This is a genomic window from Pseudomonas sp. R4-84 (assembly GCF_054130985.1).
The window spans coordinates 4,514,978-4,535,757 of record NZ_CP096390.1 but is presented as its reverse complement, the minus strand read 5'-3'; the positions used below and the strand labels follow the sequence as shown (position 1 = coordinate 4,535,757).

General features: G+C 62.8%; 17 protein-coding genes. All 17 read left to right on the top strand.

Translation table 11 applies throughout. The annotated features are described in order from the left end of the window. Positions 1-197: 197 nt before the first annotated feature. The 17 genes from mraZ to M1D68_RS20580 all read left to right on the top strand — a co-directional run bounded on the left by mraZ (position 198) and on the right by M1D68_RS20580 (position 20,775). Positions 198-653: a division/cell wall cluster transcriptional repressor MraZ gene (gene mraZ, locus M1D68_RS20660; RefSeq protein WP_003205355.1), complete on the top strand. Its 456-nt coding sequence runs from the start codon at positions 198-200 to the stop codon at positions 651-653. Next, complete coding sequence (rsmH, locus tag M1D68_RS20655; protein WP_420765428.1) at positions 650-1,597, top strand: 16S rRNA (cytosine(1402)-N(4))-methyltransferase RsmH; 948 nt, start codon at positions 650-652, stop codon at positions 1,595-1,597. Before mraZ ends, rsmH begins: the two co-directional genes overlap by 4 nt. Further along, positions 1,594-1,887, top strand: a complete 294-nt coding sequence (ftsL, locus tag M1D68_RS20650) for a cell division protein FtsL (RefSeq protein WP_003178214.1) — start codon at positions 1,594-1,596, stop codon at positions 1,885-1,887. The genes rsmH and ftsL overlap by 4 nt, the downstream gene beginning before the upstream one ends. Next, positions 1,887-3,626, top strand: coding sequence for a peptidoglycan D,D-transpeptidase FtsI family protein (locus M1D68_RS20645; RefSeq protein WP_420765650.1), 1,740 nt, complete (start codon positions 1,887-1,889; stop codon positions 3,624-3,626). Before ftsL ends, M1D68_RS20645 begins: the two co-directional genes overlap by 1 nt. Continuing rightward, positions 3,626-5,089: a UDP-N-acetylmuramoyl-L-alanyl-D-glutamate--2,6-diaminopimelate ligase gene (locus M1D68_RS20640; RefSeq protein ID WP_457968144.1), complete on the top strand. Its 1,464-nt coding sequence runs from the start codon at positions 3,626-3,628 to the stop codon at positions 5,087-5,089. Before M1D68_RS20645 ends, M1D68_RS20640 begins: the two co-directional genes overlap by 1 nt. Continuing rightward, positions 5,082-6,449 (top strand): UDP-N-acetylmuramoyl-tripeptide--D-alanyl-D-alanine ligase, encoded by a 1,368-nt coding sequence (locus M1D68_RS20635; protein WP_457968142.1) that lies wholly within the window; start codon positions 5,082-5,084, stop codon positions 6,447-6,449. Before M1D68_RS20640 ends, M1D68_RS20635 begins: the two co-directional genes overlap by 8 nt. Next, positions 6,449-7,531 (top strand): phospho-N-acetylmuramoyl-pentapeptide-transferase, encoded by a 1,083-nt coding sequence (gene mraY / locus M1D68_RS20630; RefSeq protein WP_053124966.1) that lies wholly within the window; start codon positions 6,449-6,451, stop codon positions 7,529-7,531. Before M1D68_RS20635 ends, mraY begins: the two co-directional genes overlap by 1 nt. A 5-nt stretch (positions 7,532-7,536) precedes the next feature. Next, the gene (murD, locus tag M1D68_RS20625; protein ID WP_434701604.1) at positions 7,537-8,883 is read left to right on the top strand and encodes a UDP-N-acetylmuramoyl-L-alanine--D-glutamate ligase; all 1,347 of its coding nucleotides are present in this window, start codon (positions 7,537-7,539) and stop codon (positions 8,881-8,883) included. Next, complete coding sequence (ftsW, locus tag M1D68_RS20620; RefSeq protein ID WP_420765424.1) at positions 8,880-10,097, top strand: putative lipid II flippase FtsW; 1,218 nt, start codon at positions 8,880-8,882, stop codon at positions 10,095-10,097. The genes murD and ftsW overlap by 4 nt, the downstream gene beginning before the upstream one ends. Continuing rightward, positions 10,087-11,157 (top strand): undecaprenyldiphospho-muramoylpentapeptide beta-N-acetylglucosaminyltransferase, encoded by a 1,071-nt coding sequence (gene murG, locus M1D68_RS20615; protein WP_420765423.1) that lies wholly within the window; start codon positions 10,087-10,089, stop codon positions 11,155-11,157. Before ftsW ends, murG begins: the two co-directional genes overlap by 11 nt. Then, the gene (murC, locus tag M1D68_RS20610) at positions 11,150-12,610 is read left to right on the top strand and encodes a UDP-N-acetylmuramate--L-alanine ligase (RefSeq protein ID WP_457968138.1); all 1,461 of its coding nucleotides are present in this window, start codon (positions 11,150-11,152) and stop codon (positions 12,608-12,610) included. Before murG ends, murC begins: the two co-directional genes overlap by 8 nt. Further along, positions 12,607-13,572 carry a D-alanine--D-alanine ligase gene (locus M1D68_RS20605; RefSeq protein ID WP_420765421.1) on the top strand — a complete coding sequence of 322 codons (966 nt, stop codon included), beginning with the start codon at positions 12,607-12,609 and terminating at the stop codon, positions 13,570-13,572. The genes murC and M1D68_RS20605 overlap by 4 nt, the downstream gene beginning before the upstream one ends. A gap of 3 nt (positions 13,573-13,575) precedes the next feature. Then, a complete protein-coding gene (locus tag M1D68_RS20600; protein ID WP_042729561.1) occupies positions 13,576-14,442 on the top strand; it encodes a cell division protein FtsQ/DivIB in 867 nt (288 codons plus the stop codon). A 15-nt stretch (positions 14,443-14,457) separates the two neighbouring features. Continuing rightward, positions 14,458-15,717, top strand: a complete 1,260-nt coding sequence (gene ftsA / locus M1D68_RS20595) for a cell division protein FtsA (RefSeq protein WP_003205342.1) — start codon at positions 14,458-14,460, stop codon at positions 15,715-15,717. Between the two features lie 97 nt (positions 15,718-15,814). Continuing rightward, complete coding sequence (gene ftsZ, locus M1D68_RS20590; protein ID WP_420765420.1) at positions 15,815-17,008, top strand: cell division protein FtsZ; 1,194 nt, start codon at positions 15,815-15,817, stop codon at positions 17,006-17,008. 112 nt (positions 17,009-17,120) lie between these two features. Next, positions 17,121-18,032, top strand: a complete 912-nt coding sequence (gene lpxC, locus M1D68_RS20585) for a UDP-3-O-acyl-N-acetylglucosamine deacetylase (protein WP_095106092.1) — start codon at positions 17,121-17,123, stop codon at positions 18,030-18,032. 352 nt (positions 18,033-18,384) lie between these two features. Then, a complete protein-coding gene (locus M1D68_RS20580) occupies positions 18,385-20,775 on the top strand; it encodes a type VI secretion system Vgr family protein (protein WP_457968137.1) in 2,391 nt (796 codons plus the stop codon). Positions 20,776-20,780 lie beyond the last annotated feature (5 nt).

Below are 20,780 nucleotides of genomic sequence, written 5' to 3'. Positions count from 1 at the left end.
TTGGAGCGAAATTTCCTACGTCAGATTCTTGTTGCCCCTCCTGAAACGCTCCTAAATCTCCGATCTATAAGGCTTTTCCTTCATTCAGCGCCTTGACGGTGCGGTGGGCGCATTCCTATAGTGTGCGCAAGTGGCGGAAAGTGGCATGAAGTGGGTTTTTTTGAAGGTAAAACGCCAAAAAGTGGAGAAACGCTGACGTGTTTCGCGGAGCTAACGCAATCAGTCTCGATGCAAAAGGCCGGCTCGCCATGCCCAGCCGGTATCGTGACGAGCTCGTTTCGCGAAGTTCGGGGCAGTTGATCGTCACGATCGACGCCGTTGACCCATGTTTGTGCGTCTACCCGCTGGATGAGTGGGAAATCATCGAAACCAAACTGCGCGCACTGCCTTCGCTACGTGAAGAAAACCGTCGTTTGCAGCGCTTGTTGATCGGTAATGCCGTTGATCTTGAGCTCGACGGCAGTGGTCGTTTTCTGGTCCCGCCGCGCCTGCGCGAATACGCCAAGCTGGACAAGCGCGCGATGCTGGTGGGCCAGCTGAACAAGTTCCAACTGTGGGACGAAGATGCCTGGAATGCGGTTTCTGCCGCCGACCTTGCTGCTATTCAACAACCGGGCGCCATGCCTGATGAACTGCGTGATTTGATCCTGTGACTATTGATAGCGGCTTTAACCACATCACCGTACTGCTTGACGAAGCCGTCGAGGCTCTCGCCGTACGTCCTGATGGGTGCTATCTGGATGGCACGTTCGGGCGTGGCGGGCACAGCCGATTGATCCTCAGCCAGTTGGGACCTGATGGCCGGTTGCTGGGGTTCGACAAGGATCCTCAAGCGATTGCCACCGGGCAAGCGCTGGCGGCCGAAGACGGCCGCTTTGTCGTTGTGCAGCGCAGCTTTGCCGAGTTGGGTTCGGAAGTCGCGCAGCGTGGTTTGGCTGGCAAGATCAGCGGCGTGCTGCTGGACCTCGGCGTGTCCTCGCCGCAACTGGACGACCCGGAACGTGGCTTCAGTTTCCTCAATGACGGCCCGCTGGACATGCGCATGGATCCGTCCCGCGGCATCAGTGCCGCTGAGTTCGTCAACACCGCGCCCGTCGAAGAAATCGCCCGTGTCTTCAAGGAATACGGCGAGGAACGCTTTTCCGGCCGCATGGCGCGAGCCGTGGTCGAGCGCCGCGAGACCAAGCCATTCGAACGCACCGGTGACCTGGCCGAAGTGCTGAAGGTTGCCAACCCTGCGTGGGAGAAGGGCAAGAACCCAGCGACTCGCGCCTTCCAGGGCCTGCGTATCCATGTCAATAATGAGTTGGGTGATCTTGAGGCTGGCCTCGAGGCCGCCCTTGAGGCGCTGGAGATCGGTGGCCGGTTGGTGGTGATCAGCTTCCACTCCCTGGAAGACCGCATCGTCAAGTTGTTCATGCGCAAACTCACCAAAGGCGAAGCCGACAACCTGCCGCGCAACCTGCCGGTGCGTTTCGAGGCTTTCGTACCGAAAATCAAGATCCATGGCAAAGCGCAGTTCGCCTCCGAGGCCGAACTCAAGGCCAACCCACGTGCCCGTAGTGCTGTCATGCGTGTCGCGGAGAAGCTGCGGTGAGCAAGCTCTTCGCCAAGCCCCTGCCGGGCGGCAGCTTTTTCATGCTGCTGCTGTTCATCGGCGTGCTCGTCTCGGCCATCGCCGTGTCTTACAGCGCGCACTGGAACCGCCAGTTGCTCAACACCCTTTATAACGAACTGAGCGTGCGCGACAAGGCGCAGGCTGAGTGGGGCCGGCTGATCCTGGAGCAGAGCACCTGGACCGCCCATAGCCGTATCGAGGTATTGGCCACCGAACAATTGAAGATGCGCATCCCCGGCGCCGCCGAAGTGCAGATGGTGGCGCCATGATGAAGCTCGAAGGGGCACTGTTCCCGTGGCGGTTCCGTCTGGTCCTGGGCTTGCTCGGGATCATGGTCGCAGCGATCGCGTGGCGCATCATCGACCTGCAAGTCGTCGACCGCGACTTCCTCAAGGAGCAGGGCGATGCCCGCAGCGTGCGTCATATTCCGATCCCGGCCCACCGTGGCCTGATCACTGACCGCAACGGTGAACCCCTGGCCGTGAGCACCCCGGTGACCACTCTGTGGGCCAACGCCAAGGAAATGCAGCAGGCCAAGGAAAAGTGGCCGGCGTTGGCCGCCGCCCTCGGCCAGGATCCCAAGGCTTTGGCTGAGCGCCTTGAAGCCCAGGCCAATAAAGAATTCATCTACCTGGTGCGCGGGTTGACGCCCGAGCAAGGCCAGAGTGTGCTCGACCTGAAAGTACCTGGTGTCTATGGCATCGAAGAGTTCCGGCGTTTCTACCCGGCCGGAGAAGTCACCGCCCACATGGTCGGGTTTACCGACATCGATGACCGGGGCCGAGAAGGTGTCGAACTGGCCTATGACGAATGGCTGGCCGGGGTTGCCGGCAAGCGCCAGGTCATCAAGGATCGGCGCGGCAGGCTGATCAAGGATGTCCAAGTCACTAAAAACGCCAAGGCCGGTAAGCCCTTGGCGTTGTCCATTGACCTGCGCCTGCAATACCTGGCCAACCGCGAGCTGCGCAATGCCATCGTCGAGAACGGCGCCAAGGCCGGCAGCCTGGTGATCATGGACGTCAAGACCGGCGAGATCCTCGCCATGGTCAACCAGCCGACCTACAACCCGAACAACCGCCGTAACCTGCAACCGGCGATGATGCGTAACCGCGCAATGATCGACGTCTTCGAGCCGGGTTCGACCATGAAGGCCGTGTCCATGGCCGCCGCCCTGGAAACCGGGCGCTGGAAACCGGGTGACACCGTCGAGGTGTATCCGGGGACGTTGCAGATCGGCAAATACACCATTCGCGACGTGTCCAAGACTGAAGGCCCGGTGCTCGACCTGACCGGCATCCTGATCAATTCCAGTAACGTGGGCATGAGCAAGATCGCCTTCGATATCGGTGGCGAAGCGATCTATCGCCTGGCCCAGAAAATCGGCCTCGGCCAGGACACCGGCCTGGGCTTCCCGGGCGAGCGCGTCGGCAACCTGCCCAACTACCGTGAATGGCGCAAGGCCGAAACCGCCACGTTGTCCTATGGCTATGGTGTTTCGGTGACGGCGATCCAGCTTGTCCACGCCTTCTCGGCGCTGGCCAACAATGGGCGGATCGCACCGCTGACCCTGGTCAAGACCGACAAGGCGCCGCAAACCACCCAAGTGATTCCGGAAGACGTCGCCAAGACGATGCAAGGCATGCTGCAACAGGTGATCGAGGCGCCGCGTGGTGTCTATCGTGCCCAAGTGCCCGCCTACCATGTTGCCGGCAAGTCGGGTACGGCGCGCAAGACGTCCGTGGGTACCAAGGGCTATGCCGAGAATTCCTACCGTTCGCTGTTCGCCGGCTTCGGTCCGATGAGCGACCCGCGCTACGCCATCGTGGTGGTTATCGACGAACCGAGCAAGGCAGGCTACTTCGGTGGCCTGGTCTCTGCGCCGGTGTTCAGCAAAGTGATGTCCGGCACCCTGCGCCTGATGAACATTACTCCGGATAATCTGCCGCCGACCCAGCAGGCGAGTACCGCCCCGGTCGTTCCCTTGAAAGCCGACGGAGGGCGTGGCTGATGTCCCTGAGCCTGAACAAGATTTTTGCCCATGCCGGTCATGACCTGCTGATTCGCGAGCTGGCGCTGGACAGTCGCGACGTGCGTGCCGGGGACCTGTTCCTGGCGGTGCCGGGCGCCCGAGTTGATGGCCGCGACCATATCGCTGATGCCTTGAAACGCGGTGCGGCTGCCGTGGCCTATGAAGTGAACGGCGCGACCGTGCTGCCGATCACCGATGTCCCGCTGATTCCGGTCAAGGGCCTGGTGGCGCAGTTGTCGGATATCGCCGGGCGTTTTTATGGCGAGCCGAGCCGTCACCTGAACCTGATCGGCGTGACCGGCACCAACGGCAAGACCAGCGTGACGCAACTGGTGGCACAGGCGCTCGACTTGCTCGGGCAGCATTGTGGCATCGTGGGGACGCTGGGCAACGGTTTCCACGGGGCGCTGAAGAGCGGGCTGCACACCACGCCAAACCCGATCGCCGTGCAGGCGACCCTGGCCGACCTGAAGAAGGCTGGCGCCAAGGCCGTCGCGATGGAGGTTTCCTCCCATGGCCTCGATCAAGGTCGCGTCACCGCGTTGGCCTTCGACGTTGCCGTGCTCACCAACCTGTCCCGCGATCACTTGGACTACCACGGCACGATGCAGGCCTACGGCGAGGCCAAGGCCAAGCTGTTTGCCTGGAACAACCTGAAATGCCGGGTTATCAATGTCGATGACGAATTCGGCCGCCAGCTGGCCGCCGAGAGTCGCGAGTCGCGGTTGATCACCTACAGCCTCGAAGATTCCGGTGCCTACCTTTATGTACGCCACGCACAGTTCGACGACGAAGGCGTTCGTGCCACGTTGGTCACGCCCCAGGGCGAACACCATCTGCGCAGCACGTTGCTGGGCCGCTTCAACCTGAGCAATGTATTGGCCGCCATCGGGGCCTTGCTCGGGCTGGACTACGCGCTGGATGAAATTCTCAAGGTATTGCCAAAACTCGAGGGCCCGGCCGGGCGCATGCAGCGCTTGGGCGGAGGCACCCAGCCGCTGGTGGTGGTCGATTACGCCCATACGCCAGACGCGCTGGAGAAAGTCCTCACGGCGCTGCGTCCTCACGCCAAGGGTCGGCTGCTGTGCCTGTTCGGCTGTGGCGGCGACCGTGACCGTGGCAAACGTCCGCTGATGGCGCAAGTCGTGGAGCGGCTGGCCGATGGAGTACTCGTCACTGACGATAACCCGCGCAGCGAAGACCCCTCGCGGATCTTCGACGATATTCGCGCCGGTTTCTCGGGGCAGGATAACGTCACTTTCGTGGCCGGACGCGGCCAGGCCATTGCGCAATTGATTGCCAGTGCTTCGGCGGATGACGTCATCGTCCTGGCCGGCAAGGGCCACGAGGACTATCAGGAAATCAACGGCGAACGCCATGCGTTCTCCGACTTGGTGGAAGCCGATCACGCCCTGACCGCATGGGAGGTGGCCCATGCTTAAGGCCTTGAAACTCAGCGAGCTGACCAACGCCCTGAATGCGCGCCTGATCGCGGCGGACGCCACGTTCAACGGCGTCAGCATCGACAGCCGGGCGATTGCGCCGGGCCAACTGTTCGTCGCCCTGGCCGGGCCGCGTTTCGACGGCCACGATTATCTGAACGAAGTGGCTGGCAAAGGCGCGGTCGCGGCGTTGGTCGAGCGCGAAGTCACCAACAGCACACTGCCGCAACTGCTGGTCAGCGACACCCGCCAGGCCCTGGGCCAGCTCGGCGCGTTGAATCGCGCGGCGTTCACCAACCCGGTCGCAGCCATCACCGGCTCCAGCGGCAAGACCACGGTCAAGGAAATGCTCGCCAGCATCCTGCGCACGCGCGGCCCGGTATTGGCGACCCGTGGCAACCTGAACAACGACCTCGGTGTACCGCTGACGCTGCTTGAGCTGGCGCCGGAGCACAGCGCCGCCGTCATCGAACTCGGTGCTTCGCGGCTCGGCGAGATTGCCTACACCGTCGGCATGACCAAGCCCCACGTGGCGGTGCTCAACAACGCCGGGACCGCCCACGTGGGTGAGTTCGGCGGCCCGGAAAAGATCGTCGAGGCCAAGGGCGAGATCATCGAGGGGTTGGCTGCCGATGGCGTCGCCGTGCTGAATCTCGACGACAAGGCCTTCGAAATCTGGAAAACCCGGGCGGGCGAGCGCAAGGTGCTGACCTTTGCCTTGAGCAACCTTGCCGCGAACTTCTACGCCAGCGACCTGGACCGCGATGCTCGCGGATGCCCGGCCTTCAACCTCCACAGCCCCGACGGGGCCGAGCGCGTGCAGTTGAACCTGCTCGGCACCCATAACGTTGCCAACGCCCTGGCCGCCGCCGCCGCCGCCCATGCCCTGGGTGTTTCGTTGCCAGGCATCGCCGCGGGATTGAACGCGGTGCAACCGGTCAAGGGACGCACCGTCGCCCAACTGGCGAGCAACGGCATGCGCGTCATCGATGACACCTACAACGCTAACCCGACGTCGATGTGCGCGGCCGTGGACATCCTTGCCGGTTTCTCCGGCCGCACCGTGCTGGTGCTCGGCGATATCGGCGAATTGGGTGTGTGGGCGCAGCAAGGCCACCATGATGTCGGCGCGTATGCCCGCGGCAGGGTCGATGCGTTGTACGCCGTTGGCCCGATGATGGCCCATGCGGTATCGGCGTTTGGCGAGCATGCACAGCATTTCACCACCCAGGCCGAGTTGATCCAGGCCCTGGGTGCCGAGCAAGACCCGAACACCACCTTATTGATCAAGGGCTCACGCAGTGCGGCGATGGAAAACATCGTTGCGGCTTTGTGCGGCACCCGTATGGAGAAACATTAATGCTGCTGCTGCTAGCGGAGTACCTGCAACAGTTCCACAAAGGCTTCGCGGTCTTCCAGTACCTGACCCTGCGCGGGATCCTGGGTGTGCTGACCGCGCTGTCGTTGTCGCTGTTCCTGGGCCCGTGGATGATCCGCACCTTGCAGAACCTGCAGATCGGCCAGTCGGTCCGCAACGACGGTCCGCAATCGCACCTGTCCAAGTCCGGTACCCCGACCATGGGCGGCGCGTTGATTCTCTCGTCCATCGGCATCAGCACCTTGCTCTGGGCCGACCTGGCGAACCGCTATGTCTGGGTCGTGTTGCTGGTGACCCTGTTCTTCGGCGCCATCGGCTGGGTAGACGACTACCGCAAGGTCATCGAGAAGAATTCCCGTGGGCTGCCAAGCCGCTGGAAATATTTCTGGCAGTCGGTGTTCGGCCTCGGCGCGGCGATCTTCCTTTATATGACTGCCGCTTCGCCGGTGGAAACCACCCTGATCCTGCCAATGCTCAAGGACTACAGCATCCCGCTGGGCGCTGGCTTCATCGTGCTGACCTACCTGGTCATCGTTGGATCGAGCAACGCGGTCAACCTCACCGATGGCCTCGACGGCCTGGCGATCATGCCGACGGTCATGGTTGGCGGCGCGCTGGGGATCTTCTGCTACCTGTCGGGCAACGTGAAATTCGCCGAATACCTGCTGATCCCTTATGTACCGGGCGCGGGCGAGTTGATCGTGTTCTGCGGCGCGCTGATCGGTGCCGGCCTCGGTTTCCTTTGGTTCAACACCTACCCGGCGCAAGTCTTCATGGGTGACGTCGGCGCGTTGGCGCTGGGCGCGGCCCTGGGCACCATTGCCGTCATCGTTCGCCAGGAAATCGTCCTGTTCATCATGGGCGGTGTGTTCGTGATGGAGACCCTGTCAGTCGTCATTCAGGTTGCTTCCTTTAAATTGACCGGCCGCCGCGTATTCCGCATGGCGCCGATCCACCACCACTTTGAACTCAAGGGCTGGCCCGAGCCGCGCGTGATCGTCCGTTTCTGGATCATCACCGTGATTCTGGTGCTGATCGGCCTTGCCACCCTGAAGCTGAGGTAGAACGAGTGTCCCTGATCGCTTCTGACCACTTCCGCATCGTTGTCGGCCTCGGCAAGAGCGGCATGTCCCTGGTTCGCTTCCTGGCGAACCGGGGCGTGTCGTTTGCCGTGGCCGATACGCGGGAAAATCCGCCTGAGCTGGCCACGCTGCGCCGTGACTATCCGCAGGTGGACGTGCGTTGTGGCGAGCTGGACGTCGAGTTCCTGTGCCGCGCCGATGAGCTCTACGTGAGCCCCGGCCTGGCCCTGGCGACTCCGGCGCTGCAGGCTGCGGCTGCCCGAGGCGTGAAACTGTCCGGCGACATCGAGCTGTTCGCCCGCAACGCGAAGGCGCCGATTGTCGCCATCACCGGCTCCAACGCGAAAAGCACCGTGACCACTCTGGTCGGTGAAATGGCCGCGGCGGCCGGCAAGCGCGTCGCCGTGGGCGGCAACCTGGGGACCCCTGCCCTGGACCTGCTCGGCGATGACATCGAGCTGTATGTCATGGAACTGTCGAGCTTCCAGCTTGAGACCACCGACCATCTCGGCGCCGAAGTGGCGACGGTGCTCAACATCAGCGAAGACCACATGGACCGCTACAGCGGCCTGCCGGCGTATCACCTGGCCAAGCACCGGGTTTTCCGTGGCGCCCGCCAGGTCGTGTTCAACCGCCAGGACGCGTTGACCCGTCCGCTGATGGGTGAAGGGCTGCCGTGCTGGACCTTCGGCTTGGGTGTTCCGGATTTCAAAGGCTTCGGCTTGCGTGAAGAGAACGGCGAAAAATACCTCGCTTTCCAATTCCAGAACCTGATGCCAGTGCGTGAGTTGAAAATCCGCGGCGCCCACAACCAGGCCAATGCCCTTGCGGCGCTGGCCCTGGGCCACGCGGTCGGTCTGCCGTTCGACGCAATGCTCTCGGCCTTGCGCCAGTTCGCAGGGCTGGAACACCGCTGCCAATGGGTGCGCGATCTGGATGGCGTGGCCTGGTACAACGATTCCAAGGCCACCAATGTCGGTGCCGCGCTGGCGGCCATCGAAGGCCTGGGCGCGGACATCGACGGCAAGCTCGTGCTGATCGCCGGTGGTGACGGCAAGGGCGCCGACTTCAAGGACCTGCGCGGCCCCGTGGCCGCCAATTGCCGTGCCGTGGTGCTAATGGGCCGCGACCGCGAACTGATCGCCCAGGCGTTGGGCGATGCGGTGCCGCTGGTTCGTGTCGCTTCGCTGGATGAGGCGGTGCAGCAATGCCGCGCCCTCGCGCAAGCGGGCGATGCCGTCCTGTTGTCGCCGGCCTGCGCCAGTTTCGACATGTTCAAGAACTACGAAGAGCGCGGGCGCCAGTTCGCCCAGGCCGTGGAGGACTTGGCATGAGCTTGCTGAACATCATCAAGCCGTACCCGTCGCCGCTGATCACCGGCCGTGGCATCGACCTCGATTTCCCGATGCTCGCCGGTTGCCTGGCATTGCTCGGCCTGGGCCTGGTGATGATCACCTCTGCGTCGTCGGAAGTGGCTGCCGTTCAGTCGGGCAACACGCTTTACCACATGATCCGCCATCTGATTTACCTGGTGATCGGCCTGGGTGCCTGCATCGTGACCATGATGGTGCCGATCGCCACTTGGCAACGCTTGGGCTGGATGATGCTGTTGGGGGCCTTCGGCCTGCTGGTCATGGTGTTGGTGCCGGGCATCGGCCGCGAGGTCAACGGCTCGATGCGCTGGATCGGCTTCAGTTTTTTCAACGTCCAGCCTTCGGAAATCGCCAAGGTCTTCGTGGTGATTTTCCTTGCCGGTTACCTGGTGCGTCGCCAGAAGGAAGTGCGCGAAAGCTGGATGGGCTTCTTCAAGCCATTCATCGTGTTGCTGCCCATGGCGGGCCTGTTGCTGATGGAGCCGGACTTCGGCGCCACGGTAGTGATGATGGGCGCGGCTGCGGCGATGCTGTTTCTCGGTGGGGTCGGGCTGTTCCGCTTCATCCTGATGGTTGCGCTGGCCGTGGCGGCGGTGACCGTGCTGGTGCAGGCACAACCGTATCGAATGGCGCGCCTGATCACGTTTACCGATCCGTGGGCCGACCAGTTCGGTTCCGGCTATCAATTGACCCAGGCCTTGATCGCCTTCGGCCGTGGCGAGTGGCTGGGCGTGGGCTTGGGCAACAGTGTGCAGAAGCAGTTCTATCTGCCGGAAGCGCATACCGACTTCGTGTTTTCGGTACTGGCCGAAGAACTCGGCGTCGTGGGCTCCTTGTGCACCGTTGCACTGTTCGTGTTCGTCTGCGTGCGCGGCATGTACATCGGCTTGTGGGCCGAGAAGGCCAAGCAGTTCTTCGCCGCGTATGTGGCGTATGGCCTGTCGTTCCTGTGGATCGGCCAGTTCCTGATCAACATCGGCGTGAACGTCGGCCTGTTGCCGACCAAGGGCCTGACGCTGCCGTTCCTCAGTTATGGCGGCAGCTCCCTGGTGATCTGCTGTGCCTGTCTTGGCCTGTTGCTGCGCATCGAATGGGAGAGCCGAACCCACTTGGGCAGCGAAGAGATGGAATTCCAGGAGAGCGACTTCGCCGAGGAGCCGACTCATGGGCGCTAACGTGCTGATTATGGCGGGCGGTACCGGCGGGCATGTGTTCCCGGCGCTGGCCTGTGCCCGGGAGTTCCAGGCGCGCGGCTACACCGTGCATTGGCTGGGTACGCCACGGGGCATCGAGAATGAGTTGGTGCCCGCTGCCGGCCTGGAGCTGCACCGGATCAATGCCAGCGGCCTGCGGGGCAAAGGCAAGCTATCGCTGCTCAAGGCGCCGCTGATGCTGCTCAAGTCGGTCTGGCAGGCGCGGGCGATCATTCGTCGGCTGCGGCCGGTGTGCGTGGTCGGTTTTGGTGGCTATGTGACCGGCCCCGGCGGTGTTGCGGCAAAACTGGCCGGTGTGCCGGTGATCGTCCACGAGCAGAATGCCGTGGCCGGTACCGCCAATCGGTTATTGGTGCCGTTGGCCGCCCGGGTATGTGAAGCCTTCCCGGACACCTTTACCCTGTCGGGCAGCCGTCGCACCACGGGTAATCCCGTGCGTACGGAGCTGTTCCTCGCTGCACCGCGCCCGGCCCTGGCCGGACGCAAGGCGCGTTTGCTGGTCCTGGGCGGAAGCCTGGGGGCCGAACCGTTGAACAAGCTGCTGCCCGAAGCCCTGTCGCAGGTTGCCCCCGAACTGCGGCCGGAAGTGTTTCACCAGGCCGGCAAAAACCACGATGAAGTGACTGCCGAACGCTATCGCGCCGCTGGCGTCGAGGCGCAAGTGCAGCCCTTCATCAAAGACATGGCCCAGGCCTATGGCTGGGCCGACCTGGTGGTCTGTCGCGCAGGCGCGCTGACCATCAGTGAACTGGCTGCCGCCGGTCTGCCCTCGATGCTGGTGCCTTTGCCCCATGCCATCGACGATCACCAGACTCGCAACGCCGATTATTTGGCCCGTGAAGGCGCTGCCTTCCTGATGCCGCAAAGAACGACTGGCGCCGCGGATCTTGCCGCGCGCCTGACAGAGGTCTTGATGCAGCCGCAAACACTCGAAGACATGGCTCGCGCCGCGCGCCGCCTGGCCAAACCTGATGCCACGGCCCAAGTGGTCGACACCTGCCTGGAGGTGGCCCATGGTTGAGAATCGCAAAGCCATGCCACAACCGGAAATGCGCCGCATCCGTCGCATCCACTTCGTCGGTATCGGCGGCGTGGGCATGTGCGGGATCGCCGAGGTGTTGCTGAACCTGGGTTACCAGGTTTCGGGTTCCGACCTGAAGGCTTCCCCGGTCACCGAACGCCTGGAATCGTTCGGTGCGCAGATCTTTATCGGCCACCGTGCCGAGAACGCCGCCAATGCCGACGTGCTGGTGGTGTCCAGCGCCGTGAACACCTCCAACCCGGAGGTTGCCACTGCCCTGGAACGTCGTATTCCCGTGGTGCCACGGGCCGAGATGCTGGCCGAGCTGATGCGTTATCGCCACGGCATCGCCGTCGCCGGCACCCACGGCAAGACCACCACCACCAGCCTGATCGCCTCGGTGTTCGCCGCCGGTGGCCTGGACCCGACCTTTGTGATCGGTGGTCGCCTGAATGCCGCGGGCACTAATGCCCAGCTGGGCACCAGCCGCTACCTGATCGCCGAAGCCGACGAGAGCGATGCGAGTTTCCTGCACCTGCAACCGCTGGTGGCCGTGGTGACCAACATCGACGCCGACCACATGGCGACCTACGACGGCGACTTCAACAAGCTGAAGAAAACCTTCGTCGAGTTCCTCCACAACCTGCCGTTCTATGGTTTGGCCGTGGTGTGCCTGGACGACCCGGTGGTTCGTGAAATCCTGCCACTGATCAAGCGCCCAACCGTGACCTACGGCTTTGGGGAAGAAGCCGATGTGCGCGCCATCAATGTGCGCCAGAAGGGCATGCAGACCTTCTTCACCGTGTTGCGTCCTGACCGCGAGCCGTTGGACGTCTCGGTGAACATGCCCGGCAACCACAACGTGCTCAATGCCTTGGCCACCATCTGCATAGCCAGCGACGAAGGCGTCAGCGACGAAGCCATCGTCCAGGGCTTGTCGGGCTTCCAGGGCGTGGGCCGACGTTTTCAGGTCTACGGCGAGCTGCCGGTGGACGGCGGTAACGTGATGCTGGTGGACGATTACGGCCACCACCCGACCGAAGTCGCGGCGGTGATCAAGGCCGTGCGCGGTGGCTGGCCGGAGCGGCGTCTGGTGATGGTCTATCAACCGCACCGGTACAGCCGCACCCGCGACCTGTACGACGATTTTGTCCAGGTCCTGGCCGATGCCAACGTGCTGCTGTTGATGGAAGTCTATCCGGCGGGCGAAGAGCCGATCCCCGGCGCCGACAGCCGCCAGCTGTGCCACAGCATCCGCCAGCGTGGCCAGTTGGACCCGATCTACATCGACCGTGGCGTGGACCTCGCGCCGCTGGTCAAGCCATTGCTGCGCGCTGGGGACATCCTGCTGTGCCAGGGCGCGGGTGACATCGGTGGCCTGGCCCCGAAATTGTTGAATAGTCCGTTATTCGCCGGAGCCATCGTGGCCTCCAGCGAGGGGAAACTGAAATGACTGCTGCATACGCCAACCTGGCCTCGACCCTTGACCCGAAAGCCTTCGGCCGCGTCGCCGTGCTGTTCGGCGGCAAGAGTGCCGAGCGCGAGGTGTCCCTCAAGTCCGGTAACGCCGTGTTGCAAGCCTTGCAGAGCGCTGGCGTCGACGCCTTCGGCATCGACGTGGGCGACGATTTCCTGCAGCGCCTGCTGAGCGAAAAAATCGACCGTGCGTTCATCATTCTCCACGGTCGCGGCGGCGAAGACGGCAGCATGCAAGGGCTGCTCGAATGCCTGGGCATTCCCTACACCGGCAGCGGCATCCTCGCGTCGGCCCTGGCGATGGACAAGCTGCGCACCAAGCAGGTCTGGCACAGCCTCGGCATTCCGACGCCGCGTCACGCCGTGCTCGCCAGCGAGGCCGATTGTATTTCGGCGGCCACGGAACTGGGCTTTCCTTTGATCGTCAAACCGGCCCATGAAGGTTCCAGTATTGGCATGGCGAAAGTGAATTCGCTGCCTGAGTTGACCGCAGCCTGGAAGGACGCCAGTTCCTACGATTCGCAAGTGTTGGTCGAGCAATGGATCACCGGTCCGGAGTTCACCATCGCCACCCTGCGTGATCAGGTGTTGCCCCCGATTGCCCTGGGCACGCCCCACACGTTCTACGACTACGACGCCAAATACATCGCCAATGACACCCAGTACCGCATTCCCTGCGGGCTGGATGCCGCCAAGGAAAAAGAACTGATGGACCTCACGGCCAAGGCTTGTGAGGCGCTGGGCATCGCCGGTTGGGGCCGAGCGGACGTGATGCAGGACGCCGATGGGCAGTTCTGGTTCCTGGAAGTCAACACCGCCCCCGGCATGACCGATCACAGCCTGGTGCCGATGGCGGCGCGTGCCGCCGGCCTGGATTTCCAGCAACTGGTGCTGGCGATCCTGGCTGCCAGTGTCGGCCATCAAGAGCCAAGAGGTTAAGCCATGCAAGGCGCATCGCTTCGTCATCAGCCATCCGCACCCGGTCGCAAGCCGGTGCCGCGGGGTGCCAGCCGAATGGTGGCCAAAGAGCCGATGTCGGCGCGCTTGCCGAAAGCCAATTTTGGTTTTCTCAAGAGCCTGTTCTGGCCGGTGCTGCTGGTGGCGTTGGGGTTCGGCACGTATGAAGGCGCGCAACGGTTGCTGCCTTATGCCGACCGGCCGATTGCCCGGATCAACGTCCAGGGCGACCTGAGCTACATCAGCCAGCAGGCGGTGCAGCAGCGGATTGCCCCGTTCGTCGCGTCGAGCTTCTTCACCATCGACCTGGCGGGGATGCGCACGGAACTGGAGCAGATGCCCTGGATCGCCCACGCCGAAGTCCGGCGAGTGTGGCCGGACCAGGTGTCGATCCGCCTGGAAGAGCAATTGCCGGTGGCCCGTTGGGGCGACGAGTCGCTGTTGAACAACCAGGGCCAGGCGTTTACGCCACGGGAACTGGCCAATTATGAACATTTGCCCCAACTGTTCGGTCCACAGCGGGCCCAGCAACAAGTGATGCAGCAATACCAGGTGTTGAGCCAGATGTTGCGGCCATTGGGCTTCTCCATCGCGCGCCTGGAATTGCGTGAACGCGGCAGCTGGTTCCTGACCACTGGCGCGGGCAGCTCGGGGCCGGGCATCGAGCTGCTGCTCGGGCGCGGCAACCTGGTGGAAAAGATGCGCCGCTTCATCGCCATCTATGACAAGACGCTCAAAGAACAGATTACGAACATTGCGCGCATCGATCTGCGCTACGCCAACGGCCTCGCTGTTGGCTGGCGGGAACCTGTAGCGCCGACGACGGCCGAACCCGCCGTCGCGAAGAATTAAGAAGAGGCAGGACCCATGGCAAACGTGCAAAGCGGGAAAATGATCGTCGGTCTGGATATCGGCACTTCCAAGGTGGTTGCGCTGGTAGGCGAGGTCGCGGACGACGGCACGCTGGTCATCGTCGGAATCGGTACACACCCGTCCCGCGGCTTGAAAAAAGGCGTGGTGGTGAACATCGAGTCCACCGTGCAATCGATCCAGCGCGCCATCGAAGAAGCGCAGCTGATGGCCGGTTGCCGGATCCACTCGGCGTTCGTCGGCGTGGCGGGCAATCACATCCGCAGCCTGAACTCCCACGGCATCGTGGCGATTCGTGATCGCGAAGTCAGCTCCGCCGACCTCGAGCGCGTACTCGACGCGGCCCAGGCCGTAGCGATTCCGGCCGACCAGCGCGTGCTGCACACCCTGCCGCAGGACTACGTGATCGATAACCAGGAAGGCGTGCGCGAGCCCCTGGGCATGTCGGGCGTGCGCCTGGAAGCCAAGGTCCACGTGGTGACCTGTGCGGTGAACGCCGCGCAGAACATCGAGAAATGCGTGCGCCGCTGCGGCCTGGAAATCGACGACATCATCCTCGAGCAGCTGGCCTCGGCGTACTCGGTGCTGACCGACGACGAGAAAGAGCTGGGCGTATGCCTGGTGGACATCGGCGGCGGCACCACCGACATCGCGATCTTCACCGAAGGCGCGATTCGCCACACGGCCGTGATCCCGATTGCAGGCGATCAGGTGACCAACGACATCGCGATGGCGCTGCGCACCCCGACCCAGTACGCCGAGGAAATCAAGATCCGCTACGCCTGCGCCCTGGCGAAACTGGCCGGTGCCGGTGAAACCATCAAGGTGCCGAGCGTCGGCGACCGTCCGCCGCGCGAACTGTCGCGCCAGGCCCTGGCCGAAGTGGTCGAGCCGCGTTACGACGAGTTGTTCACGCTGATCCAGGCCGAACTGCGTCGCAGTGGCTACGAAGACCTGATCCCGGCCGGCATCGTGCTGACCGGCGGTACGTCGAAGATGGAAGGCGCGGTCGAGCTGGCCGAAGAGATTTTCCACATGCCGGTGCGCCTGGGCGTGCCGCATGGCGTCAAGGGGCTGGACGACGTGGTCCGCAACCCGATCTATTCCACCGGCGTGGGCCTGTTGATGTACGGCCTGCAGAAGCAATCCGACGGGATCTCGTTCTCGGGAATTGGCAGCCGCGATAGCTACAGCAGCGACGAGCCCAAGGCTCCGCTGTTCGAGCGGCTCCAGGCCTGGGTGAAAGGCAATTTCTAAAGATTCAAGCTTCAGGCGCCGGGTTTCAGGCTCGGCGTTGCAAGACGGCAATAAAACGCAGTAGGCGAAAAAACTAGAGAATGAAAGGAGAGGGAACATGTTCGAACTCGTAGACAACATCCCCGCTAGCCCGGTTATCAAAGTAATCGGTGTCGGCGGTGGCGGCGGCAACGCTGTCAACCACATGGTCAAGAGCAACATCGAAGGCGTCGAATTCATCTGCGCCAACACCGATGCTCAAGCGCTGAAAAACATCGGCGCGCGGACCATCCTTCAACTGGGCACCGGCGTGACCAAGGGCCTGGGTGCCGGCGCGAATCCCGAGGTTGGCCGTCAGGCTGCCCTGGAAGACCGCGAGCGCATCGCTGAAGTCCTGGCCGGCACCAACATGGTGTTCATCACCACGGGCATGGGCGGTGGTACCGGTACCGGTGCAGCGCCGATCATTGCCGAAGTGGCCAAGGAAATGGGCATCCTCACCGTTGCGGTGGTGACCCGTCCGTTCCCGTTCGAAGGCCGCAAGCGCATGCAGATCGCCGATGAAGGCATCCGCGCGCTGAGCGAAAGCGTCGACTCGTTGATCACCATCCCCAACGAGAAGCTGCTGACCATCCTGGGTAAAGACGCAAGCCTGCTGTCGGCTTTCGCCAAGGCTGACGATGTACTGGCCGGTGCCGTTCGCGGTATCTCCGACATCATCAAGCGTCCAGGCATGATCAACGTCGACTTTGCCGACGTGCGCACCGTGATGTCCGAAATGGGCATGGCAATGATGGGCACTGGCTGCGCCAGCGGTCCGAACCGTGCTCGCGAAGCCACCGAAGCGGCCATCCGCAACCCGCTGCTGGAAGATGTAAACCTGCAGGGCGCCCGCGGCATCCTGGTGAACATCACCGCCGGTCCGGACTTGTCTTTGGGCGAGTACTCCGACGTGGGTAGCATCATCGAGGCATTCGCTTCCGACCACGCGATGGTCAAGGTCGGCACCGTGATCGATCCGGACATGCGGGACGAGCTGCACGTGACCGTGGTTGCCACTGGCCTGGGCGCGAAAATCGAGAAGCCGATGAAGGTGATCGACAACACCGTGCAGACTGCCATGGCTTCGCAGCCACAGCAGCCAGCTGCCGCTCGTCAGGAAACGCCTGCGGTGAACTACCGTGACCTGGACCGTCCGACCGTCATGCGCAACCAGGCCCAGGCCGGTGCTGCGACTGCCGCGAAGATGAATCCGCAAGATGATCTGGATTACCTGGACATCCCGGCTTTCCTGCGTCGTCAGGCCGATTGATGGAATGTATCAGGGGTATACGGGTGATTGGTGTTCAGCAAAGGTCTGGTCTGCTATCATCGCCAGCCTTTGTTGATACCAGTTCGCAATTTGCGCTGAAGCGGCCCATGCCATGATTAAACAACGCACCCTGAAGAATATTATCCGTGCCACAGGTGTCGGCCTGCACTCCGGCGAGAAGGTCTACCTGACCCTCAAGCCCGCGCCTGTCGACACCGGCATCGTGTTTTGTCGTGCCGACCTCGACCCTGTGGTGCAGATTCCTGCTCGCGCGGAAAACGTCGGTGAAACCACTATGTCGACCACACTGGTCAACGGTGACGTCAAAGTGGACACGGTGGAGCATTTGCTCTCGGCCATGGCTGGCCTGGGCATCGATAACGCCTACGTCGAGCTCTCCGCGTCCGAAGTCCCGATCATGGATGGCAGTGCCGGACCCTTCGTATTCCTGATTCAATCGGCTGGCCTGGAAGAGCAGGACGCGGCCAAAAAATTCATCCGCATCCTGCGGGAAGTGACAGTGGAAGACGGCGACAAGCGCGCCACTTTCGTCCCTTTCGAAGGGTTCAAGGTGAGCTTCGAGATCGATTTCGATCACCCGGTTTTCCGTGACCGCACCCAGAGTGCAAGCGTGGACTTTTCCAGCACTTCGTTCGTAAAAGAAGTCAGCCGCGCCCGTACCTTCGGTTTCATGAGTGACATCGAGTACCTGCGCAAGCACAACCTCGCACTCGGCGGCAGCGTTGAAAATGCGATCGTGGTCGACTCCGATGGCGTGTTGAACGAAGACGGCCTTCGTTATGAAGACGAATTCGTCAAGCACAAGATCCTCGATGCAATCGGCGACCTCTACCTGCTGGGCAATAGCCTGATTGGTGAGTTCAAGGGCTTCAAGTCCGGCCACGCACTGAACAACCAGCTGCTGCGCAAGTTGATTGAGCAGAAAGATGCTTGGGAAGTCGTGACGTTCGAAGACGCCAGCACCGCACCCATCTCTTACATGCGTCCTGTCGCGGCCGTGTAAGCAAAAAACCTCTCTAGTTTTTTAAGGGCTGCCTTCGGGTGGCCCTTTTTTATGGCGGCAATGAAGCCCGTGTGGGTCATTTCCTAAGGGATTGCGATATTCCCCTATAGGACGCTTCCCAAACGTCGCCGAACCCGTTGTTACTCGATGGAACAACCCTCTGAAGTAAGTCACGCTGAATGCCCTTGAAAACCAATCCCGCGCAAGACGCGGGCACCAAGGGAAGTCATGCCAGCAGACCGATCTGAACAGCACCAACTCGATTTCAATCAAAGCGACGCCGACACGGTTTTTGCCCCGTCACGTTCCCTCCTGGAACAAGCGGCGGCAAACGCCTGGGGGGATCGGCAACATGCTTGATCAACGGCCCACCTTCTTCGACCACAGCCGCCACACCCTGAGCGTCTGCGACCTCACAGCCCATCTCGACGTCCTGGCCTTCACCGGCGAGGAGCACCTGAGCCGGCCCTACCACTACCGCATCGAATTCACCTGCACCGAGCGCGACCTGGTGGCCACCGACCTGCTCAACCGGGATGCTTACTTCAGTCTTTACCCGCTGCCGCCACCGCCGACGCCCAAGGGCTTCGCGCCGCCGGAGATCAAGCCGCTGCGCACGTTCAATGGCGCGATCACGGCGTTCAAGCGCCTGTCCGGCTCCAACGACGAAGCCCGCTACGAAATCACGTTGCAACCGCGTTTCGCGCTGTTGGCGCGGGGCAAGCAGTTTCGGATCTACCAGCACCAGTCGGTGCCGCAGATCGTCGAACACATCCTGCGTACGCGCCATGATTTCCGGGGCCAGCATTTCTATTTCAATGTGGTGCGCGACTACCCCCGGCGTGAACAGGTCATGCAATACGACGAAAGCGATCTGGCCTTCATCGAGCGCCTGCTGGCTGATGTCGGCATCTGGTACCGGGTGGTCAGCGATGACCGCCTGAGCATCGACGTGGTGGAGTTTCACGACGACCAGCGGCACTACCAGCGCGGCGTCAAATTGCCGTGTCGCCCGCCGTCCGGCTTGTGCGCCAGCGAGCAGGACGCGGTCTGGCACCTGCAAACCGCCCACCAGGTGGTGGAAAAAAACATCAACTTTCGCGCCTACCACCATCGCGAGGCCTACGCATTCCTCGACGGCGAGGTCGACCATACCCGCCGCGCCAAGGGCACCTACGGCGAGGCCTATCACTACGGCGAACCTTACACGGTGCTGGGCGAGCGCTACGCCCTGGACGAGGACCTGCAAAGCGAAAGTGGTTTTTTCTACGCGCGCCTGCGCCATGAACTTTACCTCAACGACCAGACCCGCCTCAGCGGCACCACCAGCAGCGCTACCCTGGCCCCGGCCCAGATGCTCGAAATCACCGGCGGCGCGCCCCAGGCCTTCGAGTTCGGCGCGGTGATCGTCAGCCTGCGCACCGAAGCGGCCCGGGACCGCAGCTTCATCGCCACCTTCCAAGCGATTCCTTACTCGGAAACCGTGTGCTTTCGCCCACCGCTGCCGCCCAAGCCGCGCATCAGCGGCACCATTCCCGCCCGCGTCAGTCACCCGGAAGTCAACCCGCCGTACGCTGACCTCGACTTCGAGGGCCGCTACAAGGTGCGCTTCCTGTTCGACCGCGACACCTGGCAAGCCGGCCGCGAAAGCGCCTGGCTGCGCCTGGCCCGACCCTACGGCGGCGACACCCACGGCCTGCATTTCCCGCTGCAGGCCGGCACCGAAGTGGCGGTGGCTTTCGAGCACGGCGACCCCGACCGCCCCTACATCGCCCACGCCCTGCACGACGACCGGCACCCGGACCCCGTCACCGCCCGCAACGAGCGCCGCAACGTGCTGCGCACCCCGACCAACAACAAACTACGCATGGACGACACCCGCGGGCAGGAGCACATCAAGCTCAGCACCGAGCACAGCGGCAAGAGCCAGTTGAACCTGGGGCATCTGGTGGATGCCGAGCAGACGAAGCGGGGGGAAGGGTTTGAGTTGCGCACCGATGGACATGGCGCCCTTCGTGCGGGCAAGGGGGTGTTTATCAGTGCTGATGAGCAAACCCAGGCCAAGGGCGACGTCCTCACCATGGACCCGGCCACCGCCCAGGTCGAAGGTGCCAGACAGCAGATGGCCGAATGGCAGGACATCGCACAGGCCCACCACAGCCGCGAACCCGACCTGCGCGGCTTGGAACAACTCCAGGCCGACGCAAAAGACCTTTCGGCTGCCGCCATCCTGCTCAGCGCCCCCCAGGGCATCGGCGCCGTCACCCCGGCCAGCCTGCTGCTCAAGAGCGGCGACGCGCTGTACCTGCAAAGCCACAACGAAATCAACCTCGCCGCCGCCAAGCGGCTGTCGGCCCACGCCAACCAGGGCATCTCGCTGCTGGCCCAACAGGAAGGCCTGCGCCTGGTCTCCGGCAAAGGACCCCTGGACATCGAATCCCACGGCGATGGGCTGGGCATGAAAGCCCAGCTGGACATCACCGTGCAGTCGGTGCAGGGGCATGTGCAGGTGACGGCGAAGAATGGCCTCACCCTGGCGTGTGGGGGTGGGTTCATTCGGATTACCCCGACCGGCGCAATCGATATCCATAGCCCCGGCAAGCTGAACCTCAAGGGGCAGCACGTCTGGGAACTGCCTGCCGGGCAATCTTTTGCACTGGCGGATTTGCCGCAATCGGTGTGCAAGGAATGCCTGGAGATGGCCCGCGAAAACGCCGTGGGAATTCTTCCGCGTGAAAGCTGAAATAA